The following is a 20,665-nucleotide window of genomic DNA, read 5'->3' as shown; positions in this document are numbered from 1 at the left end:
GGGCATCCCCCGCAGGGTCCGGGCGCCGCCTACCCGGTGGCGGGTTCCCGTGCGGTCCCCCTGCGCCACAGCACCACCGCTCCCAGCAGCACCACCGCCCCCGATCCGCCCGCCGCCCAGGCCCACGCCTGCGGTCCCGCGGAGGGTGGGGCCGGCCGGTCCGGGCCGGGGCCGAAGTACCGGCCCGGATAGCCCGCCGCCGACGAGCGGACCGCCGTGTCCCGGCCGCCCGCCGCGATGGCCGCCGCCGGATCCACCATCCCGTACCCGCGTGCGTCGTCCCGGCCGCCCGACGGGGCGTCCCTGGCCGTCCTCGCCAGCAGCCGCTTGATCTGGGCCGGCGGGAGCTGCGGGTGCGCGGCCCGGACCAGGGCCGCCGCCCCGGACACGAAGGCCGACGCCGCGCTCGTGCCCCAGCCCTCGTAGTAGCTGCGGTCGGGGTCGGCGATCACGATGTCGACCCCGGGCGCGGACACGGTGGCGTACCAGCGCCGGGTGGAGAACGAGGCGTGCGTACCGGCCTCGTTGACCGCGGTCACCGCGATGACGCCGGGGTAGGCGGCCGGGTAGGAGATGTGGTCGCCCTTCTCGCCGCCGTTGCCCGCGGAGGCGACGACCACCGCGCCCTTGCCGAGCGCGTACTGGACGGCCGCGTCCTCCTCCGCCTCCGGGTGCGCGGACTCGCTGTCGTCGCCGAGCGAGAGGTTGATGACGTCCGCCCCCTGGTCGACGGCCCAACGGATGCCCTTGGCAAGGGCGTTGCCCCGGGAGGTACGGGCTTTGTCGCGGGCCGGGTCGCCGCCTTCGAGGATGACCCGCACGGGCAGGATCTTCGCCTCGGGGGCGATGCCGAGAACGCCCTCGCCGCGGTCGGGGCCGTGTCCGTGGCCCGCGATGATGGAGGCCATCGCGGTGCCGTGCCGGGCCCAGGACCGGTCGCCGCTCCTGGCGCCGAAGCCGACGAGGTCGTTGCCGGGCAGGACGTTGCCCGCCAGGTCGGGGTGCTGGTCGTCGACGCCGGTGTCGAGGACGGCGACCGTGATCCCGGCCCCCTTGGTGGTGCGCCAGGCCTCCTGCGTGTGCAGTGCGGCCAGGCCCCACTGCTTGTCGCGGATGGTGTCGGCGTGCGCGGCGGACATGGGCAGCACGGCGAGCAGCACCGCGCTGAACGCGGAGACGGCGACGGGGAAAGTGCCGCGCCGATGGCGGCGGCGGGCCGGTCCCGGCGGCGCGGTCGTCACCGGACCGGACGCCGGTTGCGGGGCCGGTGCCGGTTGCGGGGGCATCGCCCGCGTCCGGCCCTCGTGCTGACGGGGGTTCATCCGGGCTGCTCCGTAGCCGTGCCGGCGTTCTTGCGCAGGCCTCGTTCGATGCGGTCGGCGATGCCCTTCGCCTCGTGGCCGAGGCCGGACTGGGCCGGTGCGGTGGTCGCTCCGTCCACCGTCGCGGGCCCGGCGGGCTGGGGTTCGGTGACGGTGCGGCCGTCGGCGAAGCCGGACACCGCGTACACGACCACCGGTACGTCCTGGAGCACCCGGACCGTCCAGCTGGCCCGCTGCCCGTCGCCGAATCCGGCGGCCACGGTGCCGGGCACCGGGAACGTACGCGGCATCAGATCGCCGCGCTCGGCGAGCTTTTCGCGGGTGAAGCGGTTGCGCAGGGTGTTCGTGGCGGCCTCGTCGGCCCTGGTGAAGACCATGCCGACGGTGGTGACGCTGCTGGTGGTGGCGTCGGTGTAGGTGGCGCGCAGCAGCCGTTCGCAGCCGACCGGGCCAAGTGCCCTGAGCAGCAAGGGGTCCAGGGCGTTCGCGCAGTCGCCGTCCGGGGCGACCGCGACCCGTGTCCAGGCCCGGTCGGCGCCGCCGGGGCCCGCTCCGTCCCCCTTCAGCGCGCGGGGGAAGAGGGTGTCCACGGGGATGCTGTGCCAGGCCGTCCGGGCCTCGGCGAATCCGCTGGTCGCGGCGGGCTCGTCGCCGCCCGCCAGCCAACTCCCGGCAGCGGCGCCGCCGATGAGCCCGACCCCGAGCACCACGCAGGCGGCGACGGCCGCCAGCCGGGCCGGGCCGCGGGCGCCGGCGGGCCGCGGCAGGGTGGCGGCCCCGGCGGGCATGTCCTGCTCGTCGCGGACCCAGTGCTGGGGCGGGGCGAAGGCGAGGGGCGGGGCGCCGTCGGTACGGGGCGCCGTGCCGACGGCGCCGGCGGGCCTGCGGTGGGAGTGGGCGCCGTGGGCGGAGTGGCCGGACGCGGGGTGCGTGGAGCGCTCCGCGTGCTCCGCCGAGGAGGGTACGGCTGCCGTCGTCGCCGCTATGGACGCGGCGGGCGGCGCGACCGGCGAGGAGGAGGCGGGCGGGGCGAACCCCGTGGTCCGTCCGCGGCCCCGTGCGGCGGACACGGCGTGCCGGCTGCCCCCGCCGTCGGGGGACGGCCGGGCGCCCTGCCGGAGCGGGGCACCCTCGCCTGCGCCCGCACCGCTGCCGCCACGTGCGGCCGTTCCCTGACCGGTGCCCGCACCGCTGCCCGTACGGTGCCCCGTTCCGGCCGCGCTCCGCGTGCTGCCGCTGGGGCCGCCCCCATCGGTGGGGGGCTCGGCCAACGGGTCGGGGCGGGGGCTGCGGGCGGGCGGTGGTGCGGCCGGGCGCGGTGGTGCGACGGAGCGGCCGGGCCGGGACGCCTCGTCCGTGTGCGGGGGGAACGCCGGCCGGGGAGGGACGTCGGGGCGGTGCGGTTCGGTCGTCATCCGGCCCCCAGGTCCGTCTCTTCTCGTGCTCCCGGTGTCTGCCCCGCGGCAGTCTCGTCACCCGGGCTCCCAGCGGGTTTCCGTCACTCTACGGGCTGGCCCGGCCGGGGCGGGAACCAGAGCGGGACGTGGGACGGATCTGACCGGAACGTCCCTCAAGTAACCGAGAAGTCCCTGAAAAAGCCGTGGCGGGAGCGTTCCGGGGCCGGGCCCGGCCAACAGCCCGGCAGACCTACCAGCCGGTAAACGACTCTGGCAAGCTGCGCCCATGACTCCTCGTACGACTCATCGGGCCGCCCCCCGGGCCGCCGACCGTTCCCGCTACGACCGGGCGACCGCGCACCTCGACGGACCGGTCGCCGTCGTCGATCTGGAGGCGTTCGACGACAACGCCGCCGATCTCGTGCGCCGCGCGCAGGGCAAGCCGGTGCGGGTCGCGAGCAAGTCGGTGCGGTGCCGGGCGCTGCTGGAGCGGGTGCTGGAGCGGGACGGTTTCTCCGGGGTGATGTCGTACACCCTGGCCGAGTCGCTGTGGCTGGCCCGCTCCGGGTTCGAGGACGTGCTGCTGGCCTATCCGTCCGCCGACCGGGCCGCGTACGCGGAGCTGGCGGCCGATCCGAAGCTGGCCGCCGCCGTGACGGTCATGGTCGACGACCCGGCGCACCTGGAGCTGATCGACCGGGCCAGGGACGGCGGCAAGGAGGAGATCCGGGTCTGTCTGGAGCTGGACACCTCGCTGCACCTGCTGGGCGGCCGGATCCGGGTGGGGGCCCGCCGCTCCCCGCTGCGCGAGCCGGTCCAGCTGGCCGAGCTGGCCAGGTCGATCGACCGGCGGCCGGGGTTCCGGCTGGTCGGGCTGATGGCGTACGAGGGTCATGTCGCGGGCGTCGGCGACATGGTCGCGGGCCGCCCGGTGCGGTCCCGGATGGTGCGGGTGATGCAGGGGGCCGCGCGCCGGGAGCTGGCGGTGCGGCGGGCCGCCGTGGTGCGGGCGGTCCGGGCGGTGGTGCCGGACCTGGAGTTCGTGAACGGGGGCGGCACCGGCAGCGTGGAGAGCACCGTCGCGGAGGACGCGGTGACCGAGGTGGCGGCCGGGTCCGGGCTGTACGTACCCCGGCTGTTCGACCACTACCGCTCCTTCAGCGGCCGTCCGGCGGCGCTCTTCGCCATGCCGGTGGTGCGCCGCCCCGGGGTGGGGGTCGTCACGGTGCTCGGCGGCGGCTACCCGGCGTCCGGGGTGGCCGGGCCGGACCGCTCCCCCGTGCCGTACCTGCCGGAGGGGCTGCGGTACGACCCGCAGGAGGGGGCGGGCGAGGTGCAGACCCCGCTGCTGGGCTCGGCGGCGGACGATCTGCTGATCGGCGACAAGGTGTGGTTCCGGCACGCCAAGGCGGGCGAACTGTGCGAGCGCTTCGACCGGTTGCAGCTGATCGAGGGCGACCGGGTCACCGGTACCGCCCCGACATACCGCGGTGAGGGGCACACCTTCCTGTAGTGCCGTTCCGGGTATGCGACGGGGCCTGCCCGCACCTCGGGGTGCGGGCAGGCCCCGTCGCGTACCCGGGCCGTCCGGTCAGGTCGTGTTGCGGATGCCCTGGGTGATCTTGTCCATGCCGTCCAGCGGCGGGCCGCCCGGTCCGGCGTCGAACGCGAAGCGCACCAGGACGATGGAGCCGGGGCCCAGGCTGCTGGGGAAGGCGAGGGACTGCACGTACCCGCCGGGGCCCTTGCCGGTGACGACCTTCCAGCGGACCAGGTAGCCCTGCTTGCCGGCCACCGTCACCTGCTCGGACTTGATCTCCTGGTGGGACTTGATGCCGCCGTACTTCTGCCGGTCCAGCGAGTCCTTGTGGTAGGCGACGTCGGCGGCGATCTTGATGTCGGCCTTGGCCGCCGCCTCGGCGGCCGTCAGGTTTCCGGGGGCGGTGCGGGAGGTGACCGTGCCGTGCCGGCAGAAGCCGCCGTCGGCGGGGCAGTCGTAGGTCTCCTTGGTGGTCATGGTGGCGGCGTCGCGGTCCGCGCCGTACTCCGGCTTCTCCCAGCCGGGCAGGATCGGCAGGGTGATGCCGTTCAGCTGGTCGGCGAGGATGTCGGCGTCACCGGACGCGGCCGGCGGGGCGGGGTCGGAGGGCGCCGTCGGGGTGCTCTGGCCGGCGCCCGGCGGGTCGGCCAGGGTGGGGACCGGCGGGGGCGCGGGGGGCGTGTCCTCCTTGCCGAGGAAGACCACGCCGGTGACGATCGCGGCGACCAGGACCACTCCGGCGGCGACGACCGCGATCAGTTTGCCGCCGCCGGGGCCGCCGCCGGACCCGCCGCCCGCGCCCGGCGGTGCGGGCGGGGGCGGCGGGGTGGCGTAGCCGGGCTGCGCGCCCTGCGGATATCCGTAGCCCTGCGGCTGCGGGGGCTGGGCCGGGCCGAACTGCGCTGCCGCGGGCTGCTGCCCGCCCGGAGCGCGGGTGTGCGCGCTCCAGGCCGAGCCGTCCCACCAGCGCTCCTGGGTGGGCGCGCTGGGGTCCTGGTACCAGCCGGGCGGGGTCGTCATGCTCATTGCGTCACCTTAAGCGGAGGGGTCACGGGGGCCCTAGGGGCAGTCCGCGACGATCCGCGCGAGGGGCTACAGCGGGGTGACGTACGCGCCCGAGATGCCCCCGTCGACCAGAAAGTCCGTCGCGTTGACGAAGGAGGAGTCGTCGCTGGCGAGGAAGGCGACGGCCGCCGCGATCTCGGTCGCCTCCGCGAACCTGCCGAGCGGGATGTGCACGAGGCGCCGGGCGGCCCGCTCCGGGTCGGAGGCGAACAGCTCCTGGAGGAGCGGGGTGTTGACCGGCCCGGGGCACAGCGCGTTGACCCGGATGCCCTCGCGGGCGAACTGCACGCCCAGCTCCCGCGACATGGCCAGGACGCCGCCCTTGGAGGCGGTGTACGAGATCTGGGAGGTGGCCGCGCCCATGATCGCGACGAACGACGCGGTGTTGATGATGGAGCCGCGGCCCTGGCGCTGCATGTAGGGCAGGGCGGCCTTGCAGCAGAGGTAGACGGAGGTGAGGTTGACGTCCTGGACGCGCTTCCAGGCCTCCAGGCCGGTGGTGAGGATGGAGTCGTCGTCGGGCGGGCTGATGCCGGCGTTGTTGAACGCGATGTCGACGCTGCCGTACGTGTCGTACGCGGCCTTGAACAGCGCCTCGACCTGCTCGGCGTCGGTGACGTCGACCTTGACGAAGGTGCCGCCGACCTCTTCGGCCGCGGCCTTGCCGGCCGTCTCGTCGATGTCGCCGCAGACGACGTGGGCGCCCTCGGAGGCCAGGCGGCGGGCGGCGGCGAGGCCGATGCCGCTGCCGGCGCCGGTGATGACGGCGGTGCGGCCGACCAGACGGCGGCAGATGATCTCGGTGTCGTTGCTCATGGTGGTTCTCATGCCTCCGTGCTGATGAAGACGTTCTTGGTCTCGGTGAAAGCGGTGAGGGCGTCGGGGCCGAGTTCCCGGCCGAGCCCCGACTGGCGGTAGCCGCCGAAGGGGGTCCAGTAGCGCACGCTGGAGTGGGTGTTGACGGAGAGGTTGCCGGCCCGGACGGCCTGCGAGACGCGCAGCGCGCGGCCCACGTCGCGGGTCCAGATGGAGCCGGAGAGGCCGTACTCGGTGGCGTTGGCGAGCCGGACCGCGTCCGCCTCGTCGTCGAAGGGCAGGACGACGGCGACCGGGCCGAAGATCTCCTCCACGGCGGCGGGCGCGTCGGGGGCGAGGCCGGTGAGCACGGTCGGCGGGAACCAGAAGCCGGGGCCCGCCGGGGCGGTGCCGCGGATGCCGGGCGCGCCCTCGTCGACGTAACCGCGCACCCGCTCCAGCTGGGTCCGCGAGATCAGCGGGCCCATCTGGGTCTTCTCGTCGGACGGGTCGCCGACGACGACCGACTCGATCGCGGGGGCGAGGAGCGCCAGGAAGCGGTCGTGGACGTCGCGCTGGACGAGGATGCGGGTGCGAGCGCAGCAGTCCTGGCCGGAGTTGTCGAGGAAGGACATCGGGGTGGCGGCGACGGCGGCTTCGAGGTCGGCGTCGGCGAAGACGATGTTGGGGCTCTTGCCGCCGAGTTCGAGGGTGACCCGCTTCACCCTCTCGGCGCACTTGGCCATGATCCGCTTGCCGACGCCGGTGGAGCCGGTGAAGACGATCTTCGCGACGTCGGGGTGCTCGACCAGGGCGTCGCCCGCGACGGGGCCCTCGCCGGGGAGCACCTGGAAGAGGTCCTCGGGCAGGCCCGCCTCCAGGGCGAGTTCGGCCAGCCGCAGCGCGGTGAGCGGGGTGGTCTCGGCCGGCTTGAGGATCACCGCGTTGCCCGCGGCGAGCGCGGGGGCGGTGGCCCAGCCGGCGATCGGCATCGGGAAGTTCCACGGGGCGATCACGCCGATGACGCCGAGGGGTTCGAGGATCGTGACGTCGAGGCCGCCGGGCGCCGGGATCTGGCGGCCGTTGAGGCGCTCCGCTCCCCCGGCGGCGTAGTCGAGGAGGTCGCGGACGTTGCCCGCCTCCCAGCGGGCGTTGCCGAGGGTGTGCCCGGCCTCCCGCACCTCCAGCAGGGCGAGTTCCTCGATGTGCGCGTCGACGGTCGCGGCGAACCGGCGCAGCAGCCGGGCCCGGTCGGCGGGTGCGGTGGCGGCCCAGCGGCGCTGTGCGGCCACGGCGCGCACGACGGCCCGGTCGACGTCGGCGGCGGTCGCGGCGGGGACGGTGGCGACGACCTCTTCGGTCGCCGGGTTGAGAACCTTCAGCACGTCGGTAGCTCTTCCTTACATGCGTTCGAAGGAGCGGCGGAGCTCCCAGTCGGTCACCGCGGCGTCGAAGGCTTCGAGTTCGATCCGCGCCATGTTGCGGTAGTGCGCCACGACGTCCTCGCCGAACGCGGCGCGGGCGATGGGGCTGGCGGCCCACAGCTCCGCGGCCTCGCGCAGGGTGGTGGGGACGTGTGCGTAGTCGGCGGTGTAGGCGTTGCCGGTGCAGGGCTCGGGCAGTTCGAGCTTCTGCTCGACGCCGTGCAGTCCGGCGGCGATCAGGCCCGCGACGGCGAGGTAGGGGTTGACGTCGCCGCCGGGGAGCCGGTTCTCGAAGCGCATCGAGGGGCCGTGGCCGACGACGCGCAGCGAGCAGGTGCGGTTGTCGGGGCCCCAGGCGACGGCGGTGGGGGCGAAGGAGCCGGGCTGGAAGCGTTTGTAGGAGTTGATGTTGGGCGCGTAGAGGAGGGAGAAGTCGCGCAGGGCGGCGAGCTGTCCGGCGAGGAAGTGCCGCATCAGCTCGGACATGCCGTGCGGGTCGTCGCCGGCCATGGCGCTGCGCCCGGAGGCGTCGCGCACGCTGAGGTGTATGTGGCAGGAGTTGCCCTCGCGCTCGTTGTACTTCGCCATGAAGGTGAGCGAGACGCCTTCCTGGGCGGCGATCTCCTTGGCGCCGTTCTTGTAGATGGCGTGCTGGTCGCAGGTGGTGAGGGCCTCGTCGTACTTGAAGGCGATCTCGTGCTGGCCGGGGTTGCACTCGCCCTTGGCGGACTCCACGGTCAGGCCGGCGGCGGCCATCTCGTTGCGGATGCGGCGCAGCAGGGGCTCGACGCGGCCGGTGCCGAGGATGGAGTAGTCGACGTTGTACTGGTTGACCGGCTCCAGGCCCCGGTAGTTGGCGTCCCAGGCCTGTTCGTAGGTGTCCTTGAAGACGATGAACTCCAGCTCGGTGCCCACGTGGGCGGTGAGGCCGAGTTCCGCGAGGCGCTCCAGCTGGCGTCGGAGGATCTGGCGGGGGGCGGCGACCACGGGGCTGCCGTCGTGCCACACCAGGTCGGCCATCAGCAGCGCGGTGCCCTCGTTCCAGGGGACGCGGCGCAGGGTGGCGAGGTCGGGGCGCATGCCGAAGTCGCCGTAGCCGCTGTCCCAGGAGGACATGGCGTAGCCGTCGACGGTGTTGAGGTCGACGTCCACGGCGAGGAGGTAGTTGCAGCCCTCCGCGCCGTTCTCCAGCACCTCGTCGAGGAAGAAGGGGGCGGCGAACCGTTTGCCGGTGAGGCGGCCCTGCATGTCGGGGAAGGCCAGGACGACGGTGTCGATCTCACCGCTCGCCACCAGGGAGCGCAGCTCCTGGAGCGGGAGCGGGGGTGTGCGGTCTGCCACGGGGAGGTCCTCCTGGGTCGGCCGGAAGCCATAAGGTATGCCCATGGACCTTTGGTTGGGAAGGGTTTGGTGACATGTCGGAGGGTGGTCGAGGTGCGCGGAGCGAGGCGGCGGGCGACCGGTTGACGCCGATACTCCGCCCCGTGCGGGCGGGGAACGGGTTCGAGGAAGCTCTGGAGCAGGTGTTGCAGGTGCTCCGTCTGGGACTGGTGCCCGCGGGTGAACGGCTGCCCTCGGAGCGGGAGCTGGCGGACCGGCTGCGGATCAGCCGGGTCACGCTGCGCGAGGTGCTGAAGGTGCTTCAGGACCAGGGGCTGGTCGAGAGCAGGCGCGGGCGGTACGGGGGTACGTTCGTGTGCCGCCGGGGCGAGGAGCAGGGCGAGGCCGAACTGCGGCGCAGGATCGGCTCGTTGGACGTCGAGGACGCGCTGCGGTTCCGGGAGGTGCTGGAGGTCGGGGCGGCAGGGCTCTGCGCGGACCGGGGGCTCGCGGGGGCGGACGCGGTCCGGCTGCGGGCGGCGCTGGCCGCGACGCAGGACGCGCCGCTGGCCGACTACCGGCGGCTGGACACGCTGCTGCATCTGACGATCGCGGAGCTGGCGGGGTCGCCGCGGCTGGCCGCGCAGTACGCGGCGGTGCGGGCGGAGGTGAACGAACTCCTGGACTGCATCCCCCTGTTGGTCCGCAACCTGGAGCACTCGCAGCGGCAGCACGCAGCGGTGGTGGAGGCGGTGCTGGAGGGGGACGCGGAGGGGGCGCGGGGGGTGATGGGGGAGCACTGTGCGGGGACGGCGGCGTTGTTGCGGGGGTTCTTGGTGTAGGGGATGCGGCATCCTCCGGGGGGGGCGGGGGGAGGTCGGCTGGAGTGCTGGCGGGGCGGGGGGGGGGAGGGTGCGGCTCCGTCGGGGGCGTCCGGGGTGGGGTGGGTGCGGCTCCGCCGGGGGCCGCCCCCTTGCCCGCCCGTTCCGCCCCCGGGGGGCGGCCCCGTCGCCCAAGGGGGCGGCGGGGGGGTGGGGGGGGTGGGGCGGCGGCGCCCGAGGGGGGTCGGGCGGGGCGGAAGGTGGGGGTGGGTGTAACTCGGCTGTAATGGCACGGGGGTTGCGCGGAGGGCTTGGGGCCGCAAAGGTGTGGTCCCACACCATTGCCAGGCGACGGCGGGAGCGGCCCATGGCCACGGAACAGTCCGAAAGTCCAGCGGAACCCACGTCCGCCGGGGGCGCCGAGAGCGCCGACTATCTCAAACGGCGCGCCCTGCGCCGGGGCAGCGCCGGCTGGCTGCTGCTCACCGGGCTCGGCGTCGCCTACGTCGTGTCCGGCGACTACTCCGGCTGGAACGTGGGCCTGGCCAAGGGCGGTTTCGGCGGTCTCGCCATCGCGACCCTGCTGATGGGCGTCATGTACGCCTGTCTGGTCTTCGCCCTCGCCGAGCTGTCCGCCATCCTGCCCACCGCGGGCGGCGGCTACGGCTTCGCGCGGCGCGCCCTGGGCACCTGGGGCGGCTTCCTCACCGGCACCGCGATCCTGATCGAGTACATCCTGGCGCCGGCCGCCATCTCCATCTTCATCGGCGACTACGTCGAGTCGCTGAACCTCTTCGGGCTGGAGTCCGGCTGGCCGGTCTATCTGGCCTGCTTCGTGATCTTCATCGGCATCCATCTGTGGGGCGTCGGCGAGGCACTGCGCTTCAGCCTGGTCGTGACCGCCGTCGCGGTGGCCGCGCTGCTGATCTTCGCGGTGGGCGCGTTCACCGAGTTCAGCGCGGACCGGCTGAACGACATACCGGTGGACCAGGGTGCGCTGGGGGCCAGTTCGTGGCTGCCGTTCGGGCTGATCGGGATCTGGTCGGCGTTCCCGTTCGGGATGTGGTTCTTCCTCGGCGTGGAGGGGGTGCCACTGGCGGCGGAGGAGGCCAAGGACCCGGTGCGGTCGATGCCGCGGGCGCTGTCGATCGCGATGGGCGTACTGGTGCTGCTCGCGCTGCTGACCTTCTTCGCCGCGACCGGCGCACGCGGTTCGGCGGCGGTGATGGACGCGGGCAACCCGCTGGTGGTGGCGCTCCAGGGCGACGGCCCGGCCACCGGGCTGAGCCGCTTCGTCAACTACGCGGGTCTCGCGGGACTGGTCGCCTCGTTCTTCTCGCTCATCTACGCCGGCTCCCGTCAGCTCTTCGCCCTGTCGCGGGCCGGGTACCTGCCCCGGTTCCTGTCCCTCACCAGCAGCCGCAAGGCCCCGTACCTCGGGCTGCTGATCCCCGGCGCGATCGGCTTCACGCTCGCCGCGTCGACCGGGAACGGCGCCCGGATGCTCAACATCGCGGTGTTCGGCGCGACCATCTCGTACGCCCTGATGGCGCTCTCGCACATCGTGCTGCGCCGCCGCGAGCCGGAGCTGCACCGGCCGTACCGTACCCCCGGCGGGGTCCTCACCTCGTCGACCGCGTTCGTCCTGGCACTGTTCGCGCTGGTGGCGACGTTCCTGGTGGACAAGGACGCGGCGTTCACCGCGCTCGCCGTGTACGTCGTCGCCCTCGCCTACTTCGCGTTCTACTCCCGGCACCGGCTGGTCGCCTCCGCGCCCGAGGAGGAGTTCGCGGCGCTGGCCGCCGCGGAGGCCGAACTCGAACGCGGCTGACCACCCGGCCCCTCCCCCGCTCCTCGCACACCCCGAAGGATCCGCCCGTGTCTCCCAAGCCCCTCGTCGGCATCAGCACCTACCTCGAAGAGTCCGTGAAATGGGGGGTGTGGGAGCTGCCCGCCGCGCTCCTGCCGACGGGCTACCCGCGGCTGGTCCAGGCGTCGGGCGGCAGCGCCGTCATGCTGCCGCCCGACGACCCGGCGTACGCGGCCGAGGTCGTGGCGCGCCTGGACGGCCTGGTGGTCGCGGGCGGTCCCGACGTCGATCCGACGGCCTACGGGGCCGCGCGCGATCCGCGCTGCGGGCCGCCGGCTCCGGAGCGGGACGCCTGGGAACTCGCCCTGATCCGGGCGGCGCTGGCATCGGGCACCCCGCTGCTGGGCGTGTGCCGGGGCATGCAGCTGCTGAACGTGGCGCTCGGCGGCACCCTCGTCCAGCACCTCGACGGGCACCGGGGCACGGTCGGCGCCTTCGGGCAGCACCCGGTCGTGACCGTGCCCGGCACCCGCTGCGCCGCGGTGCTGCCCGGCGAGTGCGAGGTACCGACGTACCACCACCAGGCCGTCGACCGGATCGGGGACGGCCTGGTGGTGTCGGCGCACGCGGCGGACGGCACCGTGGAGGCGGTGGAACTCCCGGACCCGGCCTGGGTGCTGGGAGTCCAGTGGCACCCGGAGATGGGCACCGACCTGCGGCTGGCCCAGGCACTGGTGGCCGCCTGCGCGGTGGGTCCCGGGGCGAGGGACCGGGCACCGGCGACGGTCGCCGGGTGAGCCGGGCGCCGGCCGCCCGAAGGCACACAAGCGGCCGGCGCGCGGCCGGTCAGGCGCCGGCGAACCTCCAGACGTACGGGTCCTTGGAGTCCTCGTCCGCCGCCCAGCGCACCTCGATCTGCTTGGCGCCCACCGGGACCATGTAGGTCTGGCAGAAGGTGTGGCTCTGCCCCTGGGTCCAGTTCTCGATGTCGCCGTCGTCCTCGCAGCCCTTGGCGTCCTCGGCGGCACCGATCAGCAGGCCGCCGCGGGCGCCGTCGGCGTAGATCTCCACGTTGTCGGCGACGTCCGGGTAGGACGCGACGGGCTTGCCGCCCTTGTGGGTGTACTTCACATGGGCGACGACCGGTACCAGGCCCTTGGCCTTCGCCGGGTCGCTGACCATCTTCTTCGCGTCGGCCTCGGTGCCGACGTCGGCCTTCTGGGCGGCGATCTCGTAGGTGACCTGTCCGGCCTCCTTCTCCTTGAAGGGGCTGGTCACCGACTCGCCCGCGGCCAGCTCCTTCTTCCCCGAGGCGCCCGCGCCGCCCTGCTCCGCGGCCCCGTCCTTCTCCGGGGCCTTGTCGCTGCCGCCGGTCTCCTTGGCCGCGCCCGCGTCGCTCTTGCCTCCCGACTGGTCGTCCCCGCCGTTGCAGCCCGTGAGGGCGAGCGCCAGGACGGCGACGGGGGCGGCGGCACGCAGGACGAGCTTCTTCCGGTAGGACACGCTTTTCTCTCCTCGACAGGTGACAGTGGCCGCGAGCCTAGGGACCGGGCGGGGGCCCGGTGACCGCGGGGGCGGTCACTGCCCGTGTCTCACCTTCCACGCACCGTACGGTCACATGATCCCCTTCCGCTTCTCACCCGCCCTCCCCCAGCCGCTGCCGCAGCCATGCGACGGCCGCGGCTCCCTGCGCCGCCTGGAAGGCGCGGACGGTGGGCAGGCCCGGCGGGGGCGGCTTCAGGGAGTGGTGGACGAAGTAGCCGGCGAGTGCGGCCAGTACCGAGGTGACCCCGGCGGGGTCCGCGTCCCGGCCCAGCGGATGGGCGGTGAACAGCTCCTCCGGGTCGGGTCCGCCCTGCACGGCCACGCACGGCAGCATCAGGAGCAGGTCGAACCAGGGGGCCGCGCGCACGGCGTGCGGCCAGTCGACGAAGACGGCCCCGCCGTCGGCGGTGAGCAGGATGTTGTCGGCCCGCAGGTCGCCGTGGGCCAGGGTGTCGCCGTGCGCGGACTCCGGCCAGCGCGAGGCCAGTTCGACGAGAGCGGGCAGGTTGCGGGCCACCCACGGGTCGAGCCCCTGGAGGGTGCCGGTGGCGAGCCGCCGCTCCCAGCCCCGGAAGGTCCTGGCGTCGACGTCCTCGGTACGCGGCGCGTCGTAGGGGGCGGGGGTGAGGCCGGCGCCCAGTGCGGTGAGCGCGTCCAGGACCCGGTCCAGTTCGTCGCGCCGCCAGGGGACGCGGGGCTGGGTGCCCTCGATGTCCTGAAGGACCAGCACGACCCATTCGCCGTCGTCGTGGCTGCCGAGCAGCCGGGGCGCGGGCACGCCCGGCGGCAGGGCGGCGGTGTTGCGGGCCTCGGCCCGGTGCAGGTCCGGGGAGTGCGGGTTGACGGCGGCGCTGACCGCCTTGACGAAGGCCCGCCGCCCGTTGGCGCACCGGACCCGGGCGGCGACACCCGGCGAGAAGCCGCCCGGCTGGGTGGCCGCCTCGACGACGGGCGCGCCGAGGATGTCGGCGACACGGGCGTGGAGACGCGCGGGCAGCGCCTGCCACTCGACGCGCACTCCGGTGGCGGGCGGGGCTGTGACCTGCGAAGACAGTGGCTCCATGACTCATGGTCGGGGGCCGGGCACATCCTTCGCAAGGTATTTCGCCGCACCACCCGTCCGGCGGCGTCACCGCTCCGAATACCGGGCAGGGGCACACAGTGGAGGGGGCGGGGGTACCCGAGAAGGAGGAGGCGGCGACGTGCGGTGTCTGGTGACCGGGGCGAGCGGCTACATCGGCGGGCGGCTGGTGCCCGAACTGCTGGCGGCCGGACACGAGGTCCGGTGCCTGGCGCGCACCCCCGCCAAACTGCGTGACTTCCCCTGGGCGGGCGACGTGGAGACGGTCCGGGGCGACGTCACCGACCCGGAGTCCACCGGCCGGGCCATGGCGGGCGTCGAAGTGGCGTACTACCTGGTGCACGCCCTGGGCACGGGCAAGGACTTCGAGCGGACCGACCGCGAGGCGGCCCGGGTCTTCGGCGAGCAGGCCCGGCTGGCCGGGGTGGGCCGGATCGTCTACCTGGGCGGGCTCACCCCGGCCGGGGTCCCGGAGCGGGAGCTGTCGCCGCACCTGCGCTCGCGCGCCGAGGTGGGGCGGATCCTGAAGGACTCCGGGGTGCCGACGGCGGCGCTGCGCGCGGCGGTGATCATCGGTTCGGGGTCGGCGTCCTTCGAGATGCTGCGCTATCTGACCGAGCGGCTGCCGCTGATGGTGACGCCGAGCTGGGTGCGCACCCGCATCCAGCCGGTGGCGGTACGGGACGTGCTGCGGCTGCTGGTGGGCTGTGCGGAGCTGCCCGAGGGACTCAACCGGAGCTTCGACGTGGGCGGCCCCGACATCCTCACGTACCGCGACATGATGCAGCGCTACGCGCGGGTGGCGGGGCTGCCGCGGCGGCTGATCCTGCCGTTGCCGGTGCTCACCCCCGGGCTGTCCAGCCACTGGGTGGGGGTCGTCACCCCAGTGCCCGCGTCGATCGCGCGCCCGCTGGCGGAGTCGCTGCGGCACGAGGTGGTGTGCGCGGAGCACGACATCGAGAAGTACGTGCCGGGGCCGCCCGGGGCGCCGATCGGCTTCGAGCGGGCGGTGGAGCTGGCGCTGCGCCGGGTGCAGGACGCCGATGTGGCGACCCGCTGGTCGTCGGCGTCGGTGCCCGGTGCGCCGAGCGACCCGCTGCCGACCGACCCGGACTGGGCGGGCGGCAGCCTGTACACGGATGTGCGGGAGGCGGTCGTGGCGGCGTCCCCGGAGCGGCTGTGGCGGGTGATCGAGGGCATCGGCGGGGAGAACGGCTGGTACTCGTTCCCGCTGGCCTGGGCGGTGCGGGGCTGGCTGGACCGGCTGGTGGGCGGGGTGGGGCTGCGGCGCGGGCGGCGGGACCGGGCGCGGCTGCGGGTGGGCGACTCGCTCGACTTCTGGCGGGTCGAGGAGATCGAGCCGGGCCGGCTGCTGCGGCTGCGGGCGGAGATGCGGGTGCCGGGCCTGGCCTGGCTGGAGCTGCGCTCGGAGCGCGACGAGCGGGGGCGCACGGTCTACCGGCAGCGGGCGGTGTTCCATCCGCACGGGCTGGCCGGGCACGCGTACTGGTGGAGCGTGGCGCCGTTCCACGGGGTGGTGTTCGGCGGGATGGTGCGCAACATCGCCGCGGCCGCGACCGCCTGAGGCACCGTCGGGACAGCGGCGCCGCCCGCTGTTCCCGGGGTGGTTCCCGCGCGGTCGCGGCGGCCCGTCGGGGCTCCGCGGGGGCGGCCGGGTTCCAGGCTCTCAGAGCTTCCCGCCGGCCAGCAGCCTGGTGAGCGGGCCGTGGCTCGCCTGTTCGGCCCTGCGGCCCGCCGCGAAGGACACCGCGCTCAGCGCGACGACGCCGGCACCCGCTCCGGCGACGATCGCCTTGCGGTTGCTGATCAGCGTCCAGGCGGTGGTGGCGGTCGAGACGACCTTCCCGGAGGCGGACTCCAGGGCCTGCTTGCCGGCCTCGACGCCCTTGAGCCCGGCGGTGGTCGCGGTCCGGGCGGCGTCCGTCGCCCGGCCGGTGGCCTCCTTCGCCCGGCCGGCCGCGTCCTTGGCCCCGGAACCGGCGGCGCTCGCGGTCTTCTTGGCGTCGGACGCGGTGGCCTTCGCCGAGGTGGCCTTGGACGCGGTGGCCTTGGACGCGGTGGTCTTGGCCGCGGAAGTCCTTTCGGCAGCGGCGGACTTGGCGTCGGCGGCGGTGGACTTGGAGTTCGAATTCTGTGTGCTCATGGCCCTCGGGTAACCGCTCGGCAGCCCCACAAACAACTCCGCCCGAACACCTGTCCCCGTTCACTGCGGATCCTGGACGTCCCCCGTGGTCGACGAGGTGATGATGTCCTCGTGCGCGAAGTCCCCCGGCGGGATGCCCGGATGGTGGGCGTCGGGGTCCACCGCCGCGCTCCCGGCCGACGGGGCGGACGCCGACGGTCCGGCGCCGAAGGAGAGCCGGGACATGATCCGGTAGCGGTCGCCGCGGTAGAGCGAGTGCACGTACTCCATGGGGCGGCCGGAGGTGTCGGTGGTCAGGCGCTCGATGAGCAGCGCCGGGGAGAGCACGGGCACGTCCAGCACGGCGGCCTCGGCCTCGTTGACGACGGTCGGCTCGATGGACTGGGTCGCCTCGTGGACGTACACCCGGTGGCGGTCGCGCAGGTGGTCGTAGAGCTCGCCCGCCTCCAGTTCCTCGCGGGTGAGGTCGGGCACCAGCTCGGCGGGGAAGTGCAGGTGCTCGATGGCCATCGGGAGGCCGTCGACCAGTTGCAGCCGGGCGATGTAGACGAGGGCCGCGGCCGGTGAGACGCGCAGTCTGCGGCCGATCCTGGCCCCGGCCTGCCGGGTGGTCAGTTCCAGTACGCGGCTGGTCCAGACGCCGGTGGCGATGGGCGCGTGGAACCTGGGGGAACGGGCGACGTCGTCCAGTACGAGCTCCTGGGTGATCTTGGCGGGGGCGACGAAGGTGCCGCGCCCGTGCTCGCGCACCAGCTGCCCGGTGGCCACCAGCTCGTCGACGGCCGCCCGCAGCGTGGGGCGGGAGACGCCGAGTTCGCTGCTCAGGACGCGCTCGGAGGGGATCGGGTCGCCGGCGCTGCGGGACTCGATCAGACCCAGCAGGTGCTCGCGCACCCATTCGCGCTTGAGCATGGCGCCGGGCAGACCGTCCTCGCCGCGGATCTCGTTGCGGATCTCCATACGGAGCGGCTCCTACTGGTCAACTCTTCGGGAACTGGTAAAGCCATCGTAGCGGGGACATGCGCACACCTTCCACCGAACAACCCGTGCTCACAAGGGTATTGACGCAATCCGAAAGCTCGTGCCACCTTCTGGACACGTCTATACCAGTTGACCAGTTGAGCAACTGGTCACATCCCCTCCGAGGTGTCCACCGTGTCTTCTGCGAACCCCGCGTCCGCACGTCCCGCAAGAATGCGTCTCGCCGCCGGCTGTGCGGTACTCGGGCTGACCGCCACGCTCGCCGCGTGCGGCTCCTCCGACGACCCGAAGTCCGCGGACGGCCCCCAGAAGGTCACGATGTGGATGATGAAGGACAGCGTCACCGACGACTACCTGGCCCGGTTCAGGAAGGACTTCGCGGCCACCCACAAGAACATCGCCCTGGACGTCCAGATCCAGGAGTGGGACGGCATCGGCGAGAAGATCACCGCCGCGCTGGCCAGCAACGACGCACCCGACGTGATCGAGGTCGGCAACACCCAGGTCGCCCAGTACGCGGCGAGCGGCGGCGTCAAGGACCTCACCGACAGGAAGGCCGACCTCAAGGGCGAGGACTGGCTGCCCGGCCTGGCCCAGCCGGGCAACATCGACGGCAAGCAGTTCGGCATCCCCTGGTACGCGGCCAACCGCGTGGTCATCTACAACAAGGACCACTTCGCCAAGGCCGGCATCAAGGAGGTGCCCAGGACCCGCGAGCAGTGGCTCGCCGACACCGCCAAGCTCAACAAGGGCGGCAACCAGGGCATCTACCTGCCCGGCCAGACCTGGTACGCGCTGGCCGGCTTCGTCTGGGACGAGGGCGGCGACCTCGCGGTCAAGGACGGCAAGAGCTACAAGGGCGCGCTGGACACCCCCGAGGCGCTGCGGGGCATGGAGTTCTACAAGCAGCTCCAGGCGCTCGGCAAGGGCCCCAAGGACTCCGACGAGGCGAAGCCGAACCAGGTGGACGTGGCCTCCAAGGGCGACGTCTCGCAGTACCTGGCCGTTCCCGGCAACGTGAAGCTCGTCGAGGAGGCCAACCCGGCGCTCAAGGGCAAGTTCGGCTTCTTCCCGATCCCCGGCAAGAGCGCCGACAAGCCCGGCGCCTCCTTCACCGGCGGCTCGGACCTGATCATCCCGGAGGCCTCCGCGCACCAGGACGCCGCGTACGAGGTGGTCAAGGCGCTCACCGGGGAGAAGTGGCAGACGGACATGGCGAAGACCATGAGCTACGTACCGAACAAGACGTCCTTCGCCAAGGCGGCGGCGGGCGACGAGGGCACCGCGGCACAGGCAGCGGCGGCGGCCAACGGCCGGGCCACCCCCAACTCCCCGCAGTGGGCGGCCGTCGAGGCCACCAACCCGATCAAGGGCTACATGACCGCCGTCCTCACCGGCAAGGACCCGGCCACGGAGGCGAAGAAGGCCTCGGAGAGCATGACCAGGACGCTCGGCTCGTGAAGACGGCACCCCGGGCCGCGGGCCTGTCCCTGCCGCGGGCGCTGCCGCGCACCTTCTGGCCGTACCTCCTGGTCGCACCCGCGGTGGCCGGGGCGCTGTACCTGCTGGTCTATCCGCTGGTCCGCAACGTGGTGATCTCGCTCCAGCGCTACGGCATGGGCGAACTCATCCGCGGCGAGGCGAAGTTCGTCGGCTTCGAGAACTACACGAGGATCCTCGGCGACGAGGGCTTCTGGACGGTCGTCTGGCGCACCCTGTGGTGGACGACCCTCAACGTCGTACTGATCATGGGCCTGGCCACCCTGGTCGCCCTGATGATCCAGCGGCTCGGCAAGGTGATGCGGATCGTGGTGATGAGCGGCCTCGTCCTGGCGTGGGCGAGCCCGGTCATCGCGACCACGACGATCTTCCAGTGGCTGTTCGCCTCGCGCTTCGGCGTGGTCAACTGGCTGCTCGTCCAGCTGGGTTTCGACTCGTACCAGAACTACACCTGGTTCGCGAACGGCCCGGCCACCTTCGCGATCCTCGTCGTGCTGATCGTCTGGCAGTCGGTGCCGTTCGCGGCGATCACCCTGCACTCGGCGCTGATCACCGTGCCGGGCGAGCTGTACGAGTCGGCCAGGCTGGACGGGGCGAGCGGGCTGCGGATGTTCCGCTCGATCACCCTGCCGATCCTGCGGCCGGTCTTCGGTCTGGTGCTCAGCCTGGAGATCATCTGGACCTTCACCTGCTTCGCCCAGATCTGGGCGCTCAGCAAGGGCGGCCCGGACGGCTCCACCACCACGCTGCCGGTGTACGCGTACCAGGTCGCCCAGTCCCTGCACCGGTACGACCTCGCGGGCGCGGCCTCGACGATCACGGTGCTGATCCTGGTGGCCATGCTCGTCGCGTACGCCCGTCAGATGTTCAAGGAGGAGGCGGAGCTGTGACCACCACCACGACCACCGCGACCACGGCGGCCCGCCCGCCGGCCACGGCCGTCACGGCGGTCCGGCCGAGGACGGCCCGGCGTCCGGGACGGGTGCTGGGGCGGCTGCCGCTGAACCTGGCGGCGCTGCTGACCTTCGTGCTCTCCGTCTTCCCCGTCTACTGGATGATCTCCACGGCGTTCAAGCCGACCGAGGACATCCAGGCGGACACCCCGGTGTTCCTGCCGACCTCCTTCACCCTGGAGCACTTCGGCAAGGCCGTCGCGGCGGACGGCTTCTGGCAGTTCTGGCGCAACAGCCTGTTCCTGACCTTCAGCAGTGTGCTGCTGGCCCTGCTGGTGGCGCTGGGGGCGGCCTTCGCCGTCGCCCGGCTGCGCTGGCGCGGGCGGCGCGGCTTCTACCTGCTGGTCTTCATGGCCCAGGTGGCGCCGTGGGGCTCGCTGCTGATCCCGATGTACATCATCGCGCGCGACACCGACATGCTGGACAGGCTGCCGATGCTGACGCTGATCTACTTCATGGTCAATCTGCCCTTCACCATCGTCACGCTGCGCAGCTTCCTGGTCGGGATCCCGGTGGAGCTGGAGGAGGCGGCACAGGTGGACGGGTGCACCCGGGCGGGCGCGTTCCGCCGGATCACCTTCCCGCTGCTGGCGCCGGGCCTCCTGTCGACCTCGCTCTTCGGCACGATCACCGCCTGGAACGAGTTCGCCTACGCCAACATGCTGATCATCAAGAACCAGGACGACCGGTCGCTGCCGGTGTGGCTGTCGTCCTTCTCGAACGTCTTCGGAACGGACTGGGGCGCCACCATGGCCGCCTCGACGCTGTTCGCCCTGCCGGTCCTGGTGCTCTTCCTGGTGCTCCAGGGGAAGGTCGCCGCCGGTATGACCGGCGGCGCGGTCAAGGGCTGACGCCCCCCCCGGCCCGCTCCACCGGACGCGTCCATCGCCCCGCGGCCGGCCTCCGTCCGCCGGACGCCCTTCCCACGAGGGGCCGCCGGACCCGTT

18 protein-coding genes are annotated in these 20,665 nt (G+C 73.3%); 8 read left to right on the top strand and 10 right to left on the bottom strand.

Annotated features, from left to right (window positions below; translation table 11 throughout):
- Positions 1-29: 29 nt before the first annotated feature.
- Together mycP and ACFYVL_RS24920 are read right to left on the bottom strand one after the other, a co-directional pair.
- A complete protein-coding gene (gene mycP, locus ACFYVL_RS24925) occupies positions 30-1,322 on the bottom strand; it encodes a type VII secretion-associated serine protease mycosin (RefSeq protein WP_389248387.1) in 1,293 nt (430 codons plus the stop codon).
- Positions 1,319-2,392: a hypothetical protein gene (locus ACFYVL_RS24920; protein ID WP_389248385.1), complete on the bottom strand. Its 1,074-nt coding sequence runs from the start codon at positions 2,390-2,392 to the stop codon at positions 1,319-1,321. The genes mycP and ACFYVL_RS24920 overlap by 4 nt, the downstream gene beginning before the upstream one ends.
- 613 nt (positions 2,393-3,005) lie before the next feature.
- Between ACFYVL_RS24920 and ACFYVL_RS24915 the strand changes: the two genes are divergently transcribed.
- Positions 3,006-4,232: an amino acid deaminase/aldolase gene (locus tag ACFYVL_RS24915; protein WP_389248383.1), complete on the top strand. Its 1,227-nt coding sequence runs from the start codon at positions 3,006-3,008 to the stop codon at positions 4,230-4,232.
- A gap of 78 nt (positions 4,233-4,310) precedes the next feature.
- Here ACFYVL_RS24915 and ACFYVL_RS24910 read toward each other — a convergent pair whose 3' ends face one another.
- The 4 genes from ACFYVL_RS24910 to ACFYVL_RS24895 form a co-directional block, all read right to left on the bottom strand.
- A complete protein-coding gene (locus ACFYVL_RS24910) occupies positions 4,311-5,285 on the bottom strand; it encodes a DUF2510 domain-containing protein (protein ID WP_389248381.1) in 975 nt (324 codons plus the stop codon).
- 66 nt (positions 5,286-5,351) lie between these two features.
- A complete protein-coding gene (locus tag ACFYVL_RS24905) occupies positions 5,352-6,140 on the bottom strand; it encodes a 3-oxoacyl-ACP reductase (protein ID WP_389248380.1) in 789 nt (262 codons plus the stop codon).
- Positions 6,141-6,148: 8 nt separating this feature from the next.
- On the bottom strand, positions 6,149-7,504 hold the full coding sequence (locus ACFYVL_RS24900; RefSeq protein ID WP_389248378.1) for an aldehyde dehydrogenase family protein: 1,356 nt from the start codon (positions 7,502-7,504) through the stop codon (positions 6,149-6,151).
- 15 nt (positions 7,505-7,519) lie between these two features.
- Complete coding sequence (locus ACFYVL_RS24895) at positions 7,520-8,884, bottom strand: glutamine synthetase family protein (RefSeq protein WP_389248376.1); 1,365 nt, start codon at positions 8,882-8,884, stop codon at positions 7,520-7,522.
- A 74-nt stretch (positions 8,885-8,958) separates the two neighbouring features.
- Between ACFYVL_RS24895 and ACFYVL_RS24890 the strand changes: the two genes are divergently transcribed.
- The 3 genes from ACFYVL_RS24890 to ACFYVL_RS24880 all read left to right on the top strand — a co-directional run bounded on the left by ACFYVL_RS24890 (position 8,959) and on the right by ACFYVL_RS24880 (position 12,291).
- Positions 8,959-9,705: a FadR/GntR family transcriptional regulator gene (locus ACFYVL_RS24890; RefSeq protein ID WP_389248374.1), complete on the top strand. Its 747-nt coding sequence runs from the start codon at positions 8,959-8,961 to the stop codon at positions 9,703-9,705.
- Between the two features lie 346 nt (positions 9,706-10,051).
- Positions 10,052-11,515, top strand: coding sequence for an ethanolamine permease (eat, locus tag ACFYVL_RS24885; protein WP_389248372.1), 1,464 nt, complete (start codon positions 10,052-10,054; stop codon positions 11,513-11,515).
- Positions 11,516-11,562: 47 nt separating this feature from the next.
- Entirely contained in the window at positions 11,563-12,291 is a 729-nt protein-coding gene (locus tag ACFYVL_RS24880; RefSeq protein WP_389248371.1) for a gamma-glutamyl-gamma-aminobutyrate hydrolase family protein, read from the top strand.
- Positions 12,292-12,340: 49 nt separating this feature from the next.
- Here ACFYVL_RS24880 and ACFYVL_RS24875 read toward each other — a convergent pair whose 3' ends face one another.
- A complete protein-coding gene (locus ACFYVL_RS24875; RefSeq protein ID WP_389248369.1) occupies positions 12,341-12,997 on the bottom strand; it encodes a hypothetical protein in 657 nt (218 codons plus the stop codon).
- 133 nt (positions 12,998-13,130) lie between these two features.
- Positions 13,131-14,102 (bottom strand): phosphotransferase family protein, encoded by a 972-nt coding sequence (locus ACFYVL_RS24870; protein WP_389248367.1) that lies wholly within the window; start codon positions 14,100-14,102, stop codon positions 13,131-13,133.
- Between the two features lie 139 nt (positions 14,103-14,241).
- On the opposite strand from ACFYVL_RS24870, the gene ACFYVL_RS24865 reads away from it, so the two are divergent.
- On the top strand, positions 14,242-15,705 hold the full coding sequence (locus ACFYVL_RS24865; protein WP_389248365.1) for an SDR family oxidoreductase: 1,464 nt from the start codon (positions 14,242-14,244) through the stop codon (positions 15,703-15,705).
- A gap of 102 nt (positions 15,706-15,807) precedes the next feature.
- On the opposite strand, the gene ACFYVL_RS24860 is transcribed toward ACFYVL_RS24865, so the two are convergent.
- Complete coding sequence (locus tag ACFYVL_RS24860) at positions 15,808-16,284, bottom strand: hypothetical protein (RefSeq protein WP_389248363.1); 477 nt, start codon at positions 16,282-16,284, stop codon at positions 15,808-15,810.
- A 60-nt stretch (positions 16,285-16,344) separates the two neighbouring features.
- Entirely contained in the window at positions 16,345-17,196 is an 852-nt protein-coding gene (locus tag ACFYVL_RS24855; RefSeq protein WP_389248735.1) for a GntR family transcriptional regulator, read from the bottom strand.
- A gap of 282 nt (positions 17,197-17,478) precedes the next feature.
- Here ACFYVL_RS24855 and ACFYVL_RS24850 point away from each other — a divergent pair, with 282 nt between their 5' ends.
- From ACFYVL_RS24850 to ACFYVL_RS24840, 3 genes are read left to right on the top strand one after another with little or no spacing between them, the layout of a single operon-like run.
- Positions 17,479-18,726, top strand: coding sequence for an extracellular solute-binding protein (locus ACFYVL_RS24850; protein ID WP_389248733.1), 1,248 nt, complete (start codon positions 17,479-17,481; stop codon positions 18,724-18,726).
- Entirely contained in the window at positions 18,723-19,655 is a 933-nt protein-coding gene (locus ACFYVL_RS24845; protein ID WP_389248361.1) for a carbohydrate ABC transporter permease, read from the top strand. Before ACFYVL_RS24850 ends, ACFYVL_RS24845 begins: the two co-directional genes overlap by 4 nt.
- The gene (locus ACFYVL_RS24840; protein ID WP_389248359.1) at positions 19,652-20,569 is read left to right on the top strand and encodes a carbohydrate ABC transporter permease; all 918 of its coding nucleotides are present in this window, start codon (positions 19,652-19,654) and stop codon (positions 20,567-20,569) included. Before ACFYVL_RS24845 ends, ACFYVL_RS24840 begins: the two co-directional genes overlap by 4 nt.
- Positions 20,570-20,665: the final 96 nt, after the last annotated feature.

This window comes from Streptomyces sp. NPDC004111 (assembly GCF_042874215.1).
Lineage (GTDB): Bacteria > Actinomycetota > Actinomycetes > Streptomycetales > Streptomycetaceae > Streptomyces.
This window is presented reverse-complemented; position numbering and strand designations above follow the sequence as displayed.